The sequence below is a fragment of the Psychrobacter cibarius genome, assembly GCF_016107535.1.
GTDB classification, from domain to species: domain Bacteria; phylum Pseudomonadota; class Gammaproteobacteria; order Pseudomonadales; family Moraxellaceae; genus Psychrobacter; species Psychrobacter cibarius.
In genome coordinates this window covers 299,205-318,700 of sequence record NZ_JABASQ010000002.1, presented here as the reverse complement: position 1 = coordinate 318,700, position 19,496 = coordinate 299,205, and the positions used below count along the sequence as shown (strand labels likewise).

Sequence of the window (19,496 nt, the reverse complement as noted above, 5' to 3'; positions counted from 1 at the left end):
GTGGCTTTACGCGTTCAAACTTGGCCTTTGCCATGGGTATTTCCTCTTTTTTTGGTGAATCTTTATCAATCAAAGATCGGTGAATAGCTGTTTGACGGTTCATGATGCATATAGAACCATCAAACCGTTGACGCTATGGCTTATCTACTAAAACTGTTTGATCACTTTACGACTGTATATATGTGCTCAGATCATGCATTTCAATGCTGCACACATAGGTTTAAGCATTATACGTATTTTTTAATCTAGTCAACATTACAATATATTATACATCGTCGCTGTTGCACTACTTTATCTTAGTGTAAATCATTAATAATATTGGAGCCTGCCGAACCTAGATACTTTTATCTTAGATGCTTTTATCTTAGATAATTTTATCTTAAATAATTTCATCTTAGATACTTTTATATAATTACTCATGTATTGATAACTTAATAAATTGACAGCACTAAAAGGCAACACCTCAGTGTCACCCTTAAATATTATTTGCTACACTGTAATTTATAATTTTCAATATTTTGTAATTTCGATATCGACACAAACTGTTTAAAGATGGCAAAGCAAACACAAGAGGTTTAAACAATAAATGGAGCTCATATTGAGAATTGAACTCAAGACCTCTCCCTTACCAAGGGAGTGCTCTACCGCTGAGCTATATGAGCATGTTTTTAATAACCACAAAAAATAACTTATGGATTTACTAAAAAAAATATCACGATACAGCAATACTAAAACTGACTGTCGTGATGATTTATTGATAATCTTTGCGATGTTGTATATATGGAGCGGGTGGCGGGAATCGAACCCGCGTCATTAGCTTGGAAGGCTAAGGTGTTACCATTATACCACACCCGCAATTACTCTTATTCAAGAAGACTCTAATCGAGAGTCATTAAGTATAAAGAGTATGCTTGGCGCTATGACAAACTTAAAAAATATGGTGGTGGGAGAAGGATTCGAACCTTCGAAGCTTTCGCGACAGATTTACAGTCTGTTGGGTTTGACCGCTCCCCAATCCCACCTTAGTTTGCTTTAAACAAAAATGACTTTAGCTTAAGACAGATTCATAAAAAGCTACTTTAAGAGAGATGGTGCCGACTGCCGGGATCGAACTGGCGACCTACTGATTACAAGTCAGTTGCTCTACCAACTGAGCTAAGTCGGCTTGTTCTCTTAAAGTGGTGGCTATTCTATCAAATTTTTTGAAAGACGCAAGCCCTTTTTTGCCTTTTTTATGATTATTTCAATAAAAAAATATAACTAATTGATTGTAATGATGTTTTTTTAAATAAAAAATAGGCTGTTTTTCCACAATAACCGCGTACTGTGTTTTTATGACTGGAGTCCCTAGCGAATCCGTAAACCATTACACGCCATTTTTACCGCTTTGACCAACGCCAATGCTTTTTTATTGGTCTCTTCCCACTCTGCTTCTGGGATAGAGTCAGCGACCACCCCAGCGCCCGCTTGGATATGAATTTTGCCGCGGCGCATTACCGCAGTACGAATGGCAATGGCGGTATCCATATTACCATGCCAGCCTAAATAACCTACCGCGCCACCAAATACGGTACGGCGTACTGGCTCTATCTCATCTATAATTTGCATGGCACGTATTTTGGGCGCCCCTGACAACGTACCTGCGGGAAAGGTTGCGCAAAAGACATCGAGGGCATCCTTATCAGACAACATTGTCCCTTCAACGTTAGAAGCAATATGCATCACTTGTGAATAACGCTCTATAAACATCTTTTCGGTGACTTTGACGCTGCCATACTCACAAACACGGCCAATATCATTGCGTCCTAAATCAATTAGCATCAGATGCTCAGCAATTTCTTTTTTATCACCTAGTAGCTCTTTCTCAAGCGCTAAGTCCTCTGCTTCATTACGTCCACGCTTACGTGTGCCTGCTAGCGGGCGTACGGTTACCTTGCCATTTTCGATACGCGATAATATCTCAGGCGATGCACCGATGATATCAAAACGCTTGTGATCATCGAGGGTGTAACCATGTACAAGGAATAAATAAGGCGAAGGATTCAAAAACCGCAGTGCTCTGTATACAGCAAGTGAATTGCCCTTATAATCAGCAGTCAGGCGCTGAGCAGGAACCACTTGCATGACATCCCCTGCTAGGATGTAGTCTTTTATTTTATTGACGTCGTTGCAGTATTTATCTGCACCTGTTTGTGAGACAAACTTTGGTGTCGGCATCACTGGTGCAGTCAAATTTGGCATTTCTGCCAGTTTGTCTTCTATTTTTTCTAGTTCACGAATGGCATTACTGTAACCATCCTCATTATTGCAATCAGCATAGACAATAATTGACAGCGTGTTTTCTAGAGTATCAAAGACGATGACGTTCATTGATAACATCAGCCACATATCTGGCATGGTCATGGGGTTGGGTGCATCGGACAAGCCCACACTCGGCTCAATGACCCGCACCATATCATAACCAAAGTAACCTACTAACCCACCGCTAAAGCTCGGTAACGCAGCGACATCTTCTACCGTTGGCATCTTATACTGCGCCATTAGCTGACGAATATAGTCAAACGGGTCAGCGACTGCATCGACATCGGTATGGTCATTTTTTTTGACGGTCATATTACCATCGGCATACTGCAAAATGAGATCACTACCTAAACCAATCATCGAATATCGTGCCCAACGCTCCCCGCCTACGACAGACTCAAATAAATATGCAGAGCCGCTTAAATCACGTACTTTAGAAAATACAGATACTGGTGTCTGTGCGTCCATTAGACGTTTTTTTATCAGTGGGGCATGACTAAAGCCACGGTCTTTAAAAGCTTGATATTCTTCAAAGTTCATCATAATAATGCTCTCTTAACAAAATATTGGCAAAAGATAAAACAGCAGACTGTTAAATAAAATATAGCGTCAACACTCTATTGAATGTTGACGCTATTAAAGTGGCATATTCATGAGAGTTACTGGACTATTAGCCGATAGTAGCTAAAAATTGGCTAATAATTATACCAAAGCTCGATTGGATTAGAGCATCTCAAACGCACTGGTCAATACTTGGTTACGCACCACCCATGTTAAATAACCACAATGCTAACGCAATAATGATGATGGCAATAAACACCCAAATAAACCAACCACCGCTTGGTTTTTTCTCTGCCTGTCCTGCATTGGCTGAATTACTGATAGCCTGATCCATCGCATTATTACCTTCTGTCCCAAGATCACGAGATTGACCTAGATTGGCAGTGCCAGAAAATTGTGCGGTTGCCGCCTGCTTAGCTCGTAGAATATCGGGATCTGCTTCTTCTTGTAGAGCAGTTTTAGTCGTTTTGTCATGCTCTGATTCAACTGCTGGCTTTTCATGTACAGCTGACTGCTCTACTAATAACGTATCATGAGCAGGTGCTGTCGGTGCCGCCTCTGTCGCTGTGACGGCTTCTGGCTGACTTACAGCAGGTTGTGCATCTGCTACAGTTGCAGCAGCGACTGGTGCCGCGTCAGTTGTATCGGACACGGTATTATCTATAGCCGTTAAGACTTCATCGATACCCGTTTGTTTCACAATCGGCTCCTGAATCGGCTCCTGTAAGACTGGTTCAACTGTTTCATTAACACTGGTCTCAGCTACCCCTACTGAGTCTGCTACTCTATCCGAGGCTGTATCAACAGGTACTGCCTTCACATCAGCTGTCACAGGCAGTATAGCTTCGACGCCCGTTTGCTTAACAATCGGCTCTTTTGCTACTGATTCATGCACAACAGGTTCACTCACCGTCGAGTCTTCGACAGCCTGTATTTCGGCAGTCGTTTCAGCAACCACTGTCTCAGTCTCAGCCACTGACTCCTCTACTGCTACGGGCGCTAATACATCAGTATCTGTAGCAGCAAGTGGCGCGTTCACCTGAAAGCTGAAACTGGCAAATCCAATGGTATCATCTACCTGTAAAAGGCTCGATGTATTACCTTCGATACGCTGCTCGTTGATAAATGTACCGTTCGATGAGTCTAAATCTTTGACATACAATCGACCATCTAAGATGCTTAACACCGCATGATTACGCGATACTTGCTTGCTACCAAGTACCACGTCATTGTCGCTGCCACGACCAACAGATAGGCTGTCATTGACCGTCAACGTGAGGTCACCAAGCGCTTCTGTTAATGCATTAAGTTGCCAAGTCTCTGTGTCGACTGTCGCCTTCATACTATCTGTATTGTTCGTCATGCGGTAACTCCTTATTCTTTTATTAAATTTCAAATGGTTTTAGATAAATCATTGCCAATTTTTTAAGAGATTTTACGATTTTTTTAATATAAACCATAATAAGTTATGCAATGACTATCCGAACTATTTAGGTATAAAGTGCGGCTTTATGACACCGTCGAGCTTACTGTACGGGATACTAAGTACGGGCATACCATAAGCATAAGGGCCGATAGAATAATGCTGATAACGAATATCGACGCCCTTATCAGTCAAGGTGATATTATCGCTTAAGGTAAATGGCCAGCTCTCTTCATAGCTATTGACGTCATCACTAACGGATTTTACCCATACTTTATAAGCATCATAGGCCAATGCCTCAAAACGTTTTTCTTGACCGTTCTTTAATATATCCGCTAGCTTTATCTGTGCTTTAGTGGTCTGGTCGAATATCAAATACTCGCTATAAGGCATGCCATGAGCACCGCCCGTAAATACATAAGTATTGATTTCAAACAGTTCAAAATCACTGACATGACCTAAATACTCAGGCGTTACCATTAGTCTATAAGCCCATGAACTGCCCTCTGGCATGTCTACAAACTGTGAGCTGGCAAAGTCATCAATGGCGGCTTTCACCATTGTTTGATTGACTTTCGTTTTGATAGGCGCAGATTCGGTCGGTTTACTATTGACGACTAAATTATTAATACGCGCATTGGCGATATCATTGATCCAACCGTGATTGGTCTTCAGATATTTGATGTCAATTTCTGGACAATTATCGCGCTCAATACACTGTGCTTGCACTTTTTTAGGCAGCTCATATTGTAGATAATCCGTGCTACTGATGAGATTACCTGCATTTGCAGGCATCGCGATGCTACCTAGCAGTAAACTGCCGGCAAGCAGTCTCAGCAGACGACTACGACTTGCTGTCATCAATAAATGCGAATTCATTGTTGGCTGATTGATATCAATTTGATTCGCAGCGTTCATATATCCTCTTTTATAAACATAAGATGTTACTTGATATTCTACCGTAACAATGACGATGTATTGTAGGAACACTGTTTGTGTTTTTAGGGTTTTGCTATCTCCTGCTAACGAATAGCTACCTACCCTCTCTCGTTTAATGCCTAAATCTAAGCTAATAAAAAAGACACGGCTGGCGTGTCTTAAAAGATGAACTAACTCGTAAAATGATGGATTTTAATGCTCACGAGTATTACTAAAAGTGACTTCTGGATAGCGATCTTGCATCAGCTGCAAGTTGACCCGTGATGGGGCAAGATACGTTAAATAACCACCGCCATCCAGCGACAACTGGTCATGAGCTTTGCGTTTGAATTTCGCCAATGCCACTTCATCATCACAATGAATCCAGCGTACGGTGGCAATCGATACTGGCTCAAAGATACACTGTACTTTGTACTCTTCTTTGAGACGATGCGCGACCACTTCAAACTGTAGTACACCAACCGCACCCAAGATTAAATCGTTGTTAATCTGCGGCATAAAGACCTGTGTCGCGCCCTCTTCGCTTAGCTGCTGTAGCCCTTTTTGCAAGGCTTTCGATTTGAGCGGATCTTTTAGAATGACACGGCGGAACAATTCAGGCGCAAAATGTGGAATACCCGTAAAGTTCAGCTCCTCGCCTTCGGTAAAACTGTCACCGATAGAGATGGTGCCGTGATTATGCAAACCGATGATATCACCCGGATACGCTTCTTCTAACGCTTCGCGATCCCCTGCCAAAAAGGTCAGTGCATCGGCAATGCGTACGTCTTTACCCAAACGCACATGCTTTAGCTTCATGCCTTTTTCATACTTGCCTGAACACACGCGTAAAAATGCAATGCGATCACGATGGCGTGGGTCCATGTTGGCCTGAATTTTAAAGACAAAACCACTAAAATCCGTCTCTGTTGCCGCTACTTCACGCTCATTGGTCGGATGCGACTTGGGTGGCGGTGCATATTTGATCAAGGTGTCAAGTACCATGTTTACGCCAAAGTTGCCCAATGCTGTACCGAACAATACTGGCGTCATCTCGCCCGCTAAGAACGCCTCAACGCTAAATTCTTCTAACGCCATTTGTACCAGCTCAAGTGACTCTTCGAAAGCATCAAACATCAATTGACCCAAACGCTCACGGATATCTGGATAATCATAGCCCGCGCGGGTCTCAGAGACTGTCATCTTGCCGCCATTACCTTTTTCATAAAGGTAAGTCTTGTTCTCAGTCAGATGGTAGACACCAACGAAATCTTGTCCCATACCGATAGGCCAAGTCACTGGAATACATTTAATTTTTAACACTGCCTCAATCTCACTAAGCAGCTCAAGCGGCTCACGAATTTGACGATCCAGCTTGTTGACAAATGAGATGATTGGCGTGTCGCGCATGCGGCAGACTTCCATCAGCTTGATGGTTCTCTCTTCGACGCCTTTAGCCCCATCGACCATCATCAGCGCGCTATCCACAGCGGTCAAGGTACGATAGGTATCTTCACTAAAATCGGCGTGACCCGGTGTATCCAATAGATTGACCACATGGTCTTGATAAGGAAACTGCATGACAGAAGTGGTGATCGAGATACCACGCTCTTGCTCCATACTCATCCAGTCTGATGTCGCATGTCGATCAGTTTTGCGGCCTTTGACCTCGCCTACTACCTGAATTGCCTGACCCCATAACAGTAACTTTTCAGTCATGGTGGTCTTACCTGCATCGGGATGCGAGATAATGGCGAAAGTACGGCGTTTAGCCACTTCTTTGTTTAATTTCTTTGGATCTACGCTCATAATTTTTGGCTTCAACCTTAACTTCAAAAAGGCTGTCTTTTAGACAGTAATCTAACTAAATAGAATAAATAATGAGCGTATTGTAGCGGATTTAGCGTCAAGGTGCAGAATTAGCGCATAAAAAAACACTCCCTAGATAGTCAAATAGAGAGTGTTGGTCAGTTTTTTAACATGATGCGTTTTTATGATTAATAGTAGCGTTTGATTTGTGCGGCCAAGAAATCTCCTGCGACTTCATTGACTATCGTACAATCCACCACACCGCGAATACTGTTGGTATTCGGATTTATCACACCTTCGGCAACATAATTTGCTTCATAAATAGCATTTTTATCATTCGTGCCATCGTTATATTCGACCCCATTGTACTGATAAGCAGGCTGATTTCGGTATTCTAAGAACGTCACTTGTGCCGCTTTTTGCTTATTGCCGATGCCTACACCAAACTCAGAGGTTCTGTAGCCTCTATCATCGCTAAAGCGGTCTTCAGCTGCATCGATCCACTTATCGAGCGATGTATATCCCGTCTTGTTTTTGTCGTTAAAGGCTAAAAACGAGCGTTCGCTCTCGACTACTGGAATATAGCAAACAGAGCCTATCGGAAACTCTGCATTGGCTTGAATCTTAGGATAATTATTTAAGTCCGTGAGAATACCGCGACTGTTATTTATGTTTGTACCAGCGCTATAACTGTTTGCCTGCAAGCCTGATAAGTTAAGCATCTTATAATTGGTTTCATAGTCTAGCTTGTTATTACTGTCTTTTTCATAGATAGGACGTTTGACAGTGCGGTTATCAACTTCAATATTTTTATTATCCAGTCGCCCTTCGAAGTTGTCTGCCAATACCGTTCTGTCCAAAGTATTCAAACCTTGATTACTATAATTATTAACGATATTTTTTATCTTGATTTCACGCTCACCAGTACGGTAGGTCTCATCGATGCGTGCAATGGCGCTATCTTTCGCTTGCTTATCATAGCTATTGTCAAAGCTGGTCAGCGTAATCTTATTATTACCCGAACCATAAATACCATCATCCTCCCCGCCGCAGCCAGCAAGAGTAAATGTCAGCAAAGAAAGTGCAATAGGTAACACCATTGATTTATTCATCGAATAAGACCTTTATTGGTTAGATTTTTTATCATCTATTTTGATAACTTTATTTTTTACAGCTATATTCCTATATTACATTAATACTTCTGTTACTTATAGCGATTAAGCTTTTCCTGCGATAGTTAAATGCAGCTAAAGATTCTACTAACAGTTCACTTACAAATCCACAGTATATACTTACGACTGACCTATATTGCTCATGCACTGGTTTGTTATGCTGAATCCCCTATCAAAATTTAATGCTTAAACATAAAAACTCACAACAAAGGATATGTTATGAAAACACTATATTCCACCAAAGCAACAGTTACTGGCGGTCGTACAGGTAATGCCAGTCTGCAAGACAGTGATTTGACGATTAATATGGTCGCGCCGGGTTCCAGTAAAGACGGTAATAATCCAGAACAGTTATTTGCGATGGGCTATGCAGCTTGCTTTGATGGCGCACTTGCTGCGGTCAAAGGGGCAGAAAAAGCAAAGTTTGACTCTACCACTGAAGTATCCGTAGATTTAATGAAAGGTGAAGGCTTAGATTTTCAATTAGCCGTGAAAATTCATGTCACTGCTGAAAACACAGAGCTATCAGCGGATGAGTTCCAAAAGTTGGTCGAAAAAGCCAATAAAGTTTGCCCATATTCTAAAGCGACTCACGGTAATATCGATAGTGAAGTGACTTCAGAAGTGAGATAGATTTTTAATAATAACAATGTCGGCTTTATCTATAAGAGAACTCAGTGAATACTGGGTTCTTTTTTTATGAGCGGCTGTCAGCAGTAGAAATATCATAACTATCGAGAAGTTCGGCAAGGTCTGATTTTATCGTTATAATGGAAGCATCGTTTTATCTGATATTTACTCTATCTGATACCTAATAATAAGTGACCTTTATGACTGACCATATGACCGAATCCTCCGCAGACAATAACCACAACTCGCATCAAGCGCTTGACCCTAAAGCCTTACCGAATTTTGATACCATGCCCAACGTAGCGACTATGGACACCAGTCACGTGGACAAAAATCAGCCACCTTTTATTTTGGTTGATGGCTCTTATTATCTGTTTCGCACGTATCACGCCTTGCCAAAGACTATGCAAAACTCGCAGGGGCTAATAACGAATGCCATCCGTGGCACGCTCAATGCGCTGTTAAAATTGATGCGTCGATATCATCCTACTCACATGGCGGTCTGTTTTGATACCAAGTCACCCACTTTTCGTCATCATATGTCTGCTGACTATAAGGCGGCTCGTCCACCCATCGACATAGAGCTGGTGGAGCAAATTCCTTATATCCATCGCTTGGTAACCGCTTTGGGCATTCCACTGTTACGCATCGAAGGTGCAGAAGCGGATGACATTATCGGCACACTGGCGCACCGTGCGGTTGAGCAAGGTCATCATGTGGTCATCTCCACTGGCGATAAAGACATGATGCAACTGGTCAATGACTGCGTCATATTGGAAGACAGCTTTACGGGAAAAGTGACAGACACCCAAGCGGTCATCGAAAAATTCGGTATTAATCCAAACCAAATGATTGATTTTTTGACCTTGATGGGTGATGCCTCTGACGGTATTAAAGGCGTGCCGGGTATCGGTAAAAAGACGGCGAAAGACTTACTCGTTGAGTATGGTGATATCGACAATATGTTAAAGCATATTGGCTTTATTAAAGGACGCGGCGCTAAAGGCTTAATTGAGCATGCAGAGGAAATTCCATTCAATGCCAAACTGGCCACTATCGTCACAGACTTAGACATCGGTCAAGACTGGAATGATTTGAAGATCGATACCAATCCTTGTGCCCATATAGATGAACTGCGCGAGCTGTATAGCGAGCTTGAATTTAGAAATGAGCTTGCTTCTCTTGACCACCCAAACCATCCAGCCAATGCTAATGGGAACGGCGTACAAAGTGTTGCAAGTAGCCAAGCAGATGCTGAATCACAAGCACAAATCGCTAAGTCGATACAATCAAGCAGTATTGAGAATGTCCAAAACGGCAAACAGCATGATAGAGCGTGGCACACCGTTTTAGATGAGCATGCGTTTGACAGTTTGATTGAATTATTAGAGTCTGCGCCGCACTTTGTCATTGATACCGAAACCACTAGCGTCCATTGGCGTCAAGCACAAATCGTCGGTTTGTCTTTTGCGGTACAAGCGCATGAAGCCTATTATATACCACTGACACATGCGCTAGAGGGTGACGAGCTGACGGCTAAACAGCTCGACCGCGATAGCGTTTTAACACGTCTAAAACCTATTTTAGAAAACCCAAATATCGGTAAAATCGGTCAGCATTTAAAATACGATGCGCATATTCTCAGCCATTATGATATCGATTTATTGGGTAGCATTCATGCTCGTCCCAATAATTGGGCGATGGATACCATGCTTGCCAGCTATGTAATTAATGCCGCTATCACTCGTCATGGCATGGATGATTTGGCACGCCATTATCTACAAACGCAAACCATCAGCTATGAAGACGTCGCTGGTAAAGGCGCTAAGCAAGTCACCTTTGATCAAGTCGCCATCGATATCGCTAGCGACTATGCTTGTGAAGATGCTGACATTACTTATCAGCTATTTGAGGTGTTCAGCGTTGAGCTGGCGAACGATGCCAATAATGCCAAATTGCTACACGAGCTAGAAATACCAACCGCCGAAATACTTTGTCAAATGGAAGCAAACGGAATTTTAATCAAACGCCCATTTTTAAATGAGCTATCAAAGCGCTTCGATGAAGAAATTATTGCCCTTGAAAAACGCGCTTATGAATTGGCAGGAGAAGAGTTTAACCTCGGCTCACCTAAGCAGCTCGGTGAGATGCTATTTGAAAAACTCGGCGTACCAGGTGGCAAAAAGACCAAATCAGGTCAATACTCTACTGGTGAAGCGGTCTTGTCAAAAATCGATCACCCATTGGTCGATATTACCTTAGAGTATCGCGGTCTATCTAAGCTCAAAAGCACTTATACCGATGCGCTTGATAATGTCGCAGATAGCAAAACTGATCGCGTACATACCAGCTATCATCAAGCATTGACCAGTACTGGGCGTTTGTCTTCGACTGATCCCAATTTACAAAATATTCCGATTCGTACCGCGACTGGGCGCTTGATTCGTCAGGCCTTTATCGCCCCAGAAGGTCGCGTTATTTTGGCGGCGGATTATTCACAAATTGAATTGCGTCTCATGGCACATTTCTCAGGCGATAAAAACTTAACTGACGCCTTTAATGAAGGGTTAGATATTCACGCTGCGACTGCCGCTGAAGTACTTGGCAAGGATGTTGCCGACGTAACCTCGACCGAGCGCCGTAATGCCAAAGCCATTAATTTTGGTCTACTATACGGTATGAGCGCTTTTGGACTGGCTAAGCAGTTACAAATGAGCCGCAATGAGGCGCAAGACTATATCGATATGTATTTTGATCGCTATCCTGGTGTCAAAAACTATATGATCAATACCCGTGCCAGTGCTCACGAGCAAGGCTATGTCAAGACGATATTGGGTCGTAAGCTCTACACGCCTGATATTACTCACAGCAACCGCATGGTCAAGCAAGGCGCTGAACGTGCAGCTATCAACGCCCCACTACAAGGCTCAGCGGCTGATTTGATTAAGCTGGCTATGATTGCCGTCGATAAAGTACTGCCAAAAGCGCAAGCCAAAATGCTGCTACAAGTCCATGATGAACTGGTGTTTGAAGTGGATAGTGACAAGGTAGATGAGATTAGCCAACTCATTACTACTGCGATGCAAGACGTCTTAATGACCACTGCCGTTGAACAAGGCTGGAACGTCGACTTTGCAGTGCCATTATTGGTTGAGACAGGTGCTGGCGAAAATTGGGATAAGGCGCATTGAAGCATTCCTAATTATGAATAAATGAGATTGAAAAAGGCTAGGCACAATGTCTAGCCTTTTTCTTATTAGCAGATTTAAAGCATCTCACATCACGACCTTCTTATGCCTAACGACCTATGGCATAATACTTTTGTTTGTCCTTTTTAGCTACCCAAAGTAATTGAAGCTCTCCATGATTAAACCAGCAAATCTCAACACCATTACCCTTTACACACTTGCCAGCTTAAGTTTATGCACGCAGGTATGGGCGGATACTACGCCCACCACAGAACCGAAAGTCGAACCGCTAAAATCTGACACGGCTTCGTTATCTCATGATGCTAACTCTAATCGAGATGAAAACCTCAATCAATTTGGCTATCTACCTCAACCTACCGAAACATCTACCGAGCAGTCTGCTCCATCAGTACAAGGAGCACAAAATTGGACGGACGAACGCCGTGAAGAGGTCCAAGAGCAGCTGCATGAATGGGCACACAAAATGGACGGTTGGTTCGGCGAACCGGATCCAAAAAAACCCGCCAAAGCCAGTTTACGAGTTGTACTAGATACCCGCTGGGTCATCGATCCACAATCAGGCAGTGACGTGAGCGTTGAACCTAGGATTCGCGGCCGCTTACGATTGCCAGTATTAGAAAAAAGATTGAGTCTGATTATCGGTGATGAGGATTTGGATGAAGATACTTTCTTAAAACAGAATGTGACGGGCGATACTTACCAAGCAAGTACCAGTAACCAAGATGGACTCGTCAACAGAAGAAAAACGCGAGAAGACAATGGTTCTATCGCCCTTCGTTGGTCACGTTTTAGTCATGAGGTTGAGCAGCAGTTAGGGGTCAAAACAGATATCGATGTCGGGGTTCGCTCGCTCGATGACTTATACGTAAAAGTGGGCGTCGATAAAGACTGGTATGACAGCAAAAAATGGACTGTCACTAGTGATAGTTACTATCGTTATGGACTCGATAGTGAGCACTATGCAAAAGGAGGGCTAAATCTGCAATATGGTACAAATGCTGACCAGTTCATCAATAATCGCACCGCCATCCGTTATCGCAACCACGACAATGAAGAAAGCACAGACTGGAGCAGCGACCTCAGACAAGTGCACTATTTGGGCAATGAAAAACAGTTGGCTTATGGTGTCTCTACTGGCGGTTACTTTGATCGTGATAAATCAACATTAAACAGCTATGGCCCTGCTATAAGCTACCGCCAACCTGTCTGGCGAGAGTGGCTTTATGTACAAACAGAGCTAAATTATTACAATGATAAAACAGCGGATAAGGACCATTACCCGTCAGCATTATTACGGATGGAAGCGTTATTTTAACCCTACTATCTATTGAATTGGTTGTATCATCATAGGTATACATAGCCGATAGCAATGTGCACAACAAAGAGCATTTGTTTGCTTGTATTAACAATGACATATGACTCATTAGTTATATTAAATAACGTTATAGCGCTGACATTGGCGTTATAATAGCGGCTTATTGCGTTATATGTCATTGGATAATGTTCGGTCTAAAGTGAGCCTTTGTGCTCACTTTTTTTATTTTAAAAAATCAGGAGGTTTTTATTTTGAGTTCAGATGGCATCATCGAAATCCCTGGCATTATTATTTTATTCGCCTGTCTGCTACGTTGCGTGCAGTGTTTACTACAGCGCTCTGCCACAAATACGTTTAAACAGATTCGAGCTTTTTGGTTGGCAGCGGTGCTGGTATTCTTTGCTGTGATACGCCGTGAGTTAAATTATCTACCAGACTTATTGGTTCCCGCTGATTTTGTGTTGTTCAGCCATTCTTATGACTGGTGGGAAGACCTCATCCTGACCATCGTTTATGTGCTGATCGTTGGTTTATTGGCTTATTCATGGCGTTATCTTTGGGCAATATTAAAAAAAGTACCCGTTTCTTTGTATTTTAGCGTCGCTGCCTTGGCATTATTAGAATATATGGGCGAAAACGCCATTATGATTCCCGAAGCTTTTGGCGTCATTACAGAAGAGCTATCAGAGACTGCTATTTATGGCATTGCCTTGATTTATTTGTGGCGCTTAAACTTAAACGAGTACGACTGTCAAGCAGAAGAGACGAGCGAGCTGCATTGTCAAACGGCTTCACACTAACGCAGAGTGTCTCTGCTAACAGTGATAACTACTCGTTATATTAATCACCATGCGCTCTACATCAATAGTTATACTCTCTAGCAAAATACATTTAGACGAATTTGTTATACTATAGTCGGTTCAATTTAAAAACAGTACAAAGCAACCGAGTGTAGATGTATATTTAATACTTCAAGCGAGGCTAACGCAGTAATATTATTATAGTGGAATGACTATAATAATAAGTCCGAGGGATAAGCATCCTAATATACGACCTCGATTTACTCATGATTAATAACGATTAAGTCACTTATTATGAATATATTGATTACAGGCGCATCACGTGGTATCGGCTTGGCCACCGCCAAAAGGCTGGCGGAAAAAGGTCATCATATTGGGTTATTTGCGACCAATACTGCCACACTTGAAAGCGCCATTAAAGACAAATCTTTTAAGAAAGCCGTCAAACAACAGCGTGTTATCACAGGTCAGCTGGATGTCAACCAGCCTGATTCGTGGGACAATGCGATCAAGCAAATGATTGAACATTTCGGTGGTATTGATGCACTCATTAATAATGCTGGGGTGCTGGTCAGTGGCGCATTGCCAACGACCAATCTAGATGAGCAATTGGCTTTAATTGACGTCAACTGTAAAGGTGTTTTGATTGGCTGTCATAAACTGGCACCTTATCTAGCTGATAGCAAAGACGGCAAAATTATCAATGTGTCCTCTGCTTCTGCTATCTATGGTCAACCCGAAGTTGCGACTTATGCGGCCAGTAAGTTTTTTGTGCGAGGTCTCACAGAAGGCCTTAATATTGAGTACGAAAAATTGGGTATCAAGGTGATCGATGTGATGCCGCTGTGGGTCAAATCTGACATGACTGCCGATATCGAAGTGACCAGTATGGATCGCTTGGGCATCCATCTAACGGTCAACGATGTCGCCAAAACATTGTGTAAATTGACGACCAGTCCCAATCGTAAACTCAAAAGTACGCATTACTCTGTGGGCATGCCAGCAAAAATCTTTCAAGCAGTCTCGCAAGTCACGCCAGATTCTGTAATCCGCTGGGTCAATACCAAGGTTGGTGCTTAATAACAACATCGCCTATTCGTTATACTGTTGTTTACCGATAACGCTTATTTAATATAAAGCCACACTTACGGCTGCTCAATATGAGTGGCCGTTTTGCTTGCCTCACGAATTTTTATGGCTTGCTCAGCGGTCTTATCAATGAAAACATTGTTTTGAATAACCGTCCCTTTTATCGCTCCTGCTGCGCTGTCTTCCCGAATTTCAGAACCGACATAAATAGGTAAACGCACGTTCGCTGCAAACTTATTGCCAGCTATTAGTGTGCCATCATCCTCCACGATAATACCCTGCTCGACTTGCTCAAAGCGATTATCGATGATTTCATTGTCCTTAGCGCTGTCTAAATGATAGCTCGCAAATGGCGTTTGCTTAAGCAAATAAGCACCGCATTCAAAACCTTTGAGATTGCGCGACTGTCGTGATGCGACCCAAACCCCGACTGGCTCGTCGTTAAAAATATTGCCACGAATGATGTTGTCACGGCTTGATTCGGTACGCTTAAAGTGATTACCCAGCGTACTGTCATCGGCATGCTCAAAGCAATTGCGATACAGCAAAATACTGCCTGCTCCATTATGGATAAATTGATTGTTTTCGATACGGTTATTACTCGACGAATCAACTGCTATCGCCTCACGATTGGGCTTAAAGGTACGGAAACCATTACCGACAAACACCGAATTTTTAATCACGTTATCGCGGCTACCAAATTCCAGATATAATCCAACGGTGCCTGCGTTTTGAATACGTACTTTATCAAAGCTCACGCCATGCACATGATCACCGACGAACATGCCACTATTGATACTGTTTTGACTACTCACATTAATCACACGAATATCGCTTGGTGCAAGCGCACGATTGGCAGCAGGGTCTATCAAGCCGCGCGCATAACGCTGGTTGGGCTGGCTATATTGGCGAATATGTAGCGCATGACCATAGCCATCCACATGACAATTGGCAACGGTAATATCTTCGATAGCGCTATCTGTTTTGGGCTTAATCATAATTGCGCTGGCCGTTGACGCATCATCAGCGCGAGTACTGAGTAGTGCGCCCTGACAGTCGAGAGAGCTGTGCGAATCATTCAACTCAAAGCGTATCGACTTGGCTGTCAAATCACAGCTTGCACTGAGTACGCTGTGACCTTTTACCTTAACTATTTGCTTCGGCGTTAATTGTGCGCAGTCTATGGCTGTCGTGTCTTTTGGCAGTTTGGCATCGATAATTAACGGCTGTTTTAAATCAGCATTATCCAAGCTGCTATGGGTGCTGCTACCAGAAAAAGGTACACCTTCACAAGCAGTCAACCCTATTGTGGCACTGATTAAGGATATTGTGACGAACAACCTACTACTTGATACCATCGTATATTTCCTATTTTTATGTCTATCTTGTACTTGTCTTACATTTTTTGAACATCCTGTGACACCTTACTACTATTAGCAAGCGTCATAACACGTCACAATATTTTTAATAAAGTCATAATGCTTTTAATAAATAAATCTTAATAAATAAAATCAGCTACATCCATTAATAATAACTATCGATAATAAGGAAACCATGATGGACCATTCAAAAAGCCCGCTACCAGAAGCAATGGATCATATTGAAGGTGACACTGACCTCAATAATAACCGTCAAGAATTGGATTTAGACGATCCAATGTTGCACACGATTGATAATGATGACGTGATTGACAATAGCGCAGGATTTGACAACTCGCAAGCCGGAAGTGATGCAATTCAAGGGCTAACCCCTATCCATCATCAAAATATAGACGAATCGCGAATCGATGAAGTATTAGTGGATGATAATTTGGATGACAGCGATTATCCAGATATTGTCGATATCGCTGATAGAGACGCTGCTAAGCTTAGCAATGATGACGATTTTTAACCACGCTCTTTCATGATAAAAAAGCACGCTCGATATAACGGGCGTGCTTTTTCATTGTGCTTACATTACTTCTGATATCAGGGTCTGTTAAGCAACCAACTATAGCGCTGACAATGGCTGATCTGTCCAAACGTCTCGGTAACTGGTGTAGTAGGTAATCATACCTATTGGAAGCAGTGCTAACATACCTAGTCCTAGTGTAAAAACTACCATCAATATCATTATTATAGGAGCAATTAACCAAAAAACGAAAAATGGTAAGATATTTTTTAAACACCCTTTAAAACTCATTTTCATTGCCTGAACAGGCTCAATGTTGTGAAGCACAATTAAAGCAGGTGCAAACCAGATAGCCATAAGTACAGGAAATAGTAGTACAAAAACCAATAAAACACCCAATACCATACCTGCAATCGCAACGTCACTTGACTCTTGAGCTAAAGACAAAGCCATACCACCGAATATAATCAGCATAGGTATCATTGCAACAATAACAGCCACTAAATACAAGACGAATAAAATAACTAATGGCTTGAGATGCGTATAAAAGGCTGAAAAAAGATGGTCAAACCTCAGCTCGTTACCTATAGCTTGATCGGCACAACCTTTTATTATTCCACCAACAAACACAAAGGAAAGAAAAGGGAAAATGAAATTTATCACGGGTACGCTACTACCAATCATAGCAATGATTAAATAAACAACACCAATAGCTAACCATAATAAAAATTGATCTTTAAATATTGCAAATGCTTTGGTAATCCAACTTATACCCCATGCTGCTTGGCACATTCGAGGTTCTACCAATAACTGCGGTAATAGGCCGCCATACTCGTCAGTGGGCGGTAAGTTCGGTGGTTGACCGTTAGGTTTTTGTAGAGACACAGAGAGTTGTGAATAATTAGAGCTGGACATGTTTATCCTCAAAAATAAAGTTAAGCAAACGTGAAACTAACAATGACAATGAAACAAAAGTTTATTTGGCATAGTCTTACATATCAGTCACAAAAAATCCCAACTTTATTCTATTTTAATAAAACTCATTAAAATTATTTAGTCAAAAAAAATACCGAACATGATGTCCGGTATTTTTTATGATTTACAAATACAGTCAATTAAGCCCAACCATCTAGCGTTCCCGCCCAGCCTTTGACCAATGGCGCACTAAGCGCTTCGAGCAAATCAATGTGCGCCTCATCCAAGTTTAATGCAGGAATATAGTGATATTCTTGTCCACCCGCGTGAAGAAAGTTTTCACGATTTTCGATGGCCAGCTCTTCTAGCGTTTCCAGACAATCAGCAGAAAAAGCCGGACTAATGATTTGTACCGAGCGCACACCTGACTTGCCCCACTCTTCTAATACCACGTCGGTATAGGGCTTGACCCATTCTTGCTTGCCAAAGCGTGATTGAAAACTGATAATCCATTCGTCATCCTTTAGACCAAGCGCGTGAGCCACTTGTGCAGCGGTACATTTACAACGCTTAGGATACGGATCACCTTTATCAGCATAAGGCTGCGGGATACCGTGGAAGCTAAACATCAGCTTGTCAGGCTTGCCATGCTCTGCTTGAAAGCGGCGAATCGAATCAGCCAATGCTTGAATGTACCGCGGATGCGCAAAGTAATCTTTGACAATAGTATAATTCGGCAAATTACGCTGCTTGAGCGTCCACTTTGTCAGTGCATCATAAACAGCACCACCAGAGGAAGCAGAATACTGTGGAAATAATGGCAAGATAACAAAGTGATCAACGCCTTCACCGCGCAAAGTATCCATCACATCAGGTAGACCAGGATTACCATAGCTCATCGCCGGATGGACAGAAACCCGAAATGGCGCGGCACTATTTGCAAGCCGTGGTTCCAATAGCTCCACTTGGCTCTTTAGTATCTTACGAATCGGTGAGTCGCCTTCCCAAATACTGGCATAGGCTTTTGCCACACGTTTAGGGCGGCTTGGCAATACAAACAAATTGAGAATAATCGCCCACAAGAATTTCGGAATCTCGATGACACGGGGGTCAGACAAAAACTGTTTTAAGTAACGACGGACAGCTGGCGCTGTTGGCTCATCTGGCGTACCTAGGTTCACTAATAGGACGGCAATACGGGGAGGCAGTTCAGGTTTCATAGCAGCACTATTTTATTATTAGGTTAATTAAAGAAGAATATGCGATAAAAGATTATTAAGTCATGATTGATTAAATGCTTTGTTAGTGTAGCATTTTATCCATTAATAACGCATGGTAAAAGCACCCTTATACAATTTGATACTTAGTTGCTATTTATTGACAGTCATCAATCATTGATTCACCCTAACCCTTCTCTACCTACCATCCATCGACCCTAAGAACCATGCTTAAAAGACTATGCTC

At 42.3% G+C, this 19,496-nt stretch carries 14 protein-coding genes and 4 tRNA genes; 6 read left to right on the top strand and 12 right to left on the bottom strand.

All coding sequences use genetic code 11. The features are described 5' to 3' along the window. Positions 1-587 precede the first annotated feature (587 nt). The 9 genes from JFC08_RS03300 to JFC08_RS03260 form a co-directional block, all read right to left on the bottom strand. Positions 588-662, bottom strand: a tRNA-Thr gene (locus JFC08_RS03300). Between the two features lie 119 nt (positions 663-781). Continuing rightward, positions 782-855, bottom strand: a tRNA-Gly gene (locus tag JFC08_RS03295). An 83-nt stretch (positions 856-938) separates the two neighbouring features. Then, positions 939-1,022, bottom strand: a tRNA-Tyr gene (locus JFC08_RS03290). 67 nt (positions 1,023-1,089) lie between these two features. Then, positions 1,090-1,165: transfer RNA gene (locus tag JFC08_RS03285), tRNA-Thr, on the bottom strand. 182 nt (positions 1,166-1,347) lie between these two features. Continuing rightward, positions 1,348-2,844 carry an anthranilate synthase component I family protein gene (locus JFC08_RS03280; protein ID WP_198329690.1) on the bottom strand — a complete coding sequence of 499 codons (1,497 nt, stop codon included), beginning with the start codon at positions 2,842-2,844 and terminating at the stop codon, positions 1,348-1,350. Between the two features lie 214 nt (positions 2,845-3,058). Continuing rightward, complete coding sequence (locus JFC08_RS03275) at positions 3,059-4,225, bottom strand: FHA domain-containing protein (RefSeq protein WP_198329689.1); 1,167 nt, start codon at positions 4,223-4,225, stop codon at positions 3,059-3,061. 123 nt (positions 4,226-4,348) lie between these two features. Further along, positions 4,349-5,203 (bottom strand): RsiV family protein, encoded by an 855-nt coding sequence (locus JFC08_RS03270; protein WP_198329688.1) that lies wholly within the window; start codon positions 5,201-5,203, stop codon positions 4,349-4,351. Between the two features lie 213 nt (positions 5,204-5,416). After that, positions 5,417-7,012, bottom strand: coding sequence for a peptide chain release factor 3 (locus JFC08_RS03265; protein WP_045453786.1), 1,596 nt, complete (start codon positions 7,010-7,012; stop codon positions 5,417-5,419). Positions 7,013-7,200: 188 nt separating this feature from the next. Next, positions 7,201-8,124 (bottom strand): hypothetical protein, encoded by a 924-nt coding sequence (locus JFC08_RS03260; RefSeq protein ID WP_198329687.1) that lies wholly within the window; start codon positions 8,122-8,124, stop codon positions 7,201-7,203. Between the two features lie 279 nt (positions 8,125-8,403). Here JFC08_RS03260 and JFC08_RS03255 point away from each other — a divergent pair, with 279 nt between their 5' ends. The 5 genes from JFC08_RS03255 (at position 8,404) to JFC08_RS03235 (ending at position 15,218) form a co-directional block, all read left to right on the top strand. Beyond that, positions 8,404-8,817: an organic hydroperoxide resistance protein gene (locus tag JFC08_RS03255; RefSeq protein ID WP_060490459.1), complete on the top strand. Its 414-nt coding sequence runs from the start codon at positions 8,404-8,406 to the stop codon at positions 8,815-8,817. A 197-nt stretch (positions 8,818-9,014) separates the two neighbouring features. Next, positions 9,015-12,005, top strand: a complete 2,991-nt coding sequence (gene polA / locus JFC08_RS03250; protein ID WP_420825204.1) for a DNA polymerase I — start codon at positions 9,015-9,017, stop codon at positions 12,003-12,005. 172 nt (positions 12,006-12,177) lie between these two features. Next, the gene (locus tag JFC08_RS03245) at positions 12,178-13,338 is read left to right on the top strand and encodes a hypothetical protein (RefSeq protein ID WP_198329686.1); all 1,161 of its coding nucleotides are present in this window, start codon (positions 12,178-12,180) and stop codon (positions 13,336-13,338) included. Positions 13,339-13,589: 251 nt separating this feature from the next. Beyond that, positions 13,590-14,138 carry a hypothetical protein gene (locus JFC08_RS03240; protein ID WP_227697621.1) on the top strand — a complete coding sequence of 183 codons (549 nt, stop codon included), beginning with the start codon at positions 13,590-13,592 and terminating at the stop codon, positions 14,136-14,138. A 294-nt stretch (positions 14,139-14,432) separates the two neighbouring features. Then, a complete protein-coding gene (locus JFC08_RS03235; protein ID WP_198329684.1) occupies positions 14,433-15,218 on the top strand; it encodes an SDR family NAD(P)-dependent oxidoreductase in 786 nt (261 codons plus the stop codon). Positions 15,219-15,283: 65 nt separating this feature from the next. Here JFC08_RS03235 and JFC08_RS03230 read toward each other — a convergent pair whose 3' ends face one another. Beyond that, entirely contained in the window at positions 15,284-16,585 is a 1,302-nt protein-coding gene (locus JFC08_RS03230) for a right-handed parallel beta-helix repeat-containing protein (RefSeq protein WP_198329683.1), read from the bottom strand. A 199-nt stretch (positions 16,586-16,784) separates the two neighbouring features. Between JFC08_RS03230 and JFC08_RS03225 the strand changes: the two genes are divergently transcribed. Continuing rightward, positions 16,785-17,117 (top strand): hypothetical protein, encoded by a 333-nt coding sequence (locus JFC08_RS03225; protein ID WP_198329682.1) that lies wholly within the window; start codon positions 16,785-16,787, stop codon positions 17,115-17,117. A 99-nt stretch (positions 17,118-17,216) separates the two neighbouring features. Here the strand turns inward: JFC08_RS03225 and JFC08_RS03220 are convergent, their stop codons facing one another. Together JFC08_RS03220 and hemH are read right to left on the bottom strand one after the other, a co-directional pair. Further along, a complete protein-coding gene (locus JFC08_RS03220; RefSeq protein WP_198329681.1) occupies positions 17,217-18,032 on the bottom strand; it encodes a BPSS1780 family membrane protein in 816 nt (271 codons plus the stop codon). A gap of 200 nt (positions 18,033-18,232) precedes the next feature. Next, positions 18,233-19,252 (bottom strand): ferrochelatase, encoded by a 1,020-nt coding sequence (gene hemH / locus JFC08_RS03215; protein WP_198329680.1) that lies wholly within the window; start codon positions 19,250-19,252, stop codon positions 18,233-18,235. Positions 19,253-19,496 lie beyond the last annotated feature (244 nt).

Excerpts from the sequence above, each read along its gene's own strand:
- JFC08_RS03275 (WP_198329689.1), bottom strand. The coding sequence starts at position 4,225 with ATGACGAACAATACAGATAGTATGAAGGCGACAGTCGACACAGAGACT.
- JFC08_RS03220 (WP_198329681.1), bottom strand. The coding sequence starts at position 18,032 with ATGTCCAGCTCTAATTATTCACAACTCTCTGTGTCTCTACAAAAACCT.
- JFC08_RS03255 (WP_060490459.1), top strand. The coding sequence starts at position 8,404 with ATGAAAACACTATATTCCACCAAAGCAACAGTTACTGGCGGTCGTACA.
- polA (WP_420825204.1), top strand. The coding sequence starts at position 9,015 with ATGACTGACCATATGACCGAATCCTCCGCAGACAATAACCACAACTCG.
- JFC08_RS03265 (WP_045453786.1), bottom strand. The coding sequence starts at position 7,012 with ATGAGCGTAGATCCAAAGAAATTAAACAAAGAAGTGGCTAAACGCCGT.
- JFC08_RS03225 (WP_198329682.1), top strand. The coding sequence starts at position 16,785 with ATGGACCATTCAAAAAGCCCGCTACCAGAAGCAATGGATCATATTGAA.
- JFC08_RS03245 (WP_198329686.1), top strand. The coding sequence starts at position 12,178 with ATGATTAAACCAGCAAATCTCAACACCATTACCCTTTACACACTTGCC.
- JFC08_RS03235 (WP_198329684.1), top strand. The coding sequence starts at position 14,433 with ATGAATATATTGATTACAGGCGCATCACGTGGTATCGGCTTGGCCACC.
- JFC08_RS03280 (WP_198329690.1), bottom strand. The coding sequence starts at position 2,844 with ATGATGAACTTTGAAGAATATCAAGCTTTTAAAGACCGTGGCTTTAGT.
- JFC08_RS03260 (WP_198329687.1), bottom strand. The coding sequence starts at position 8,124 with ATGAATAAATCAATGGTGTTACCTATTGCACTTTCTTTGCTGACATTT.
- JFC08_RS03270 (WP_198329688.1), bottom strand. The coding sequence starts at position 5,203 with ATGAACGCTGCGAATCAAATTGATATCAATCAGCCAACAATGAATTCG.
- JFC08_RS03230 (WP_198329683.1), bottom strand. The coding sequence starts at position 16,585 with ATGGTATCAAGTAGTAGGTTGTTCGTCACAATATCCTTAATCAGTGCC.
- hemH (WP_198329680.1), bottom strand. The coding sequence starts at position 19,252 with ATGAAACCTGAACTGCCTCCCCGTATTGCCGTCCTATTAGTGAACCTA.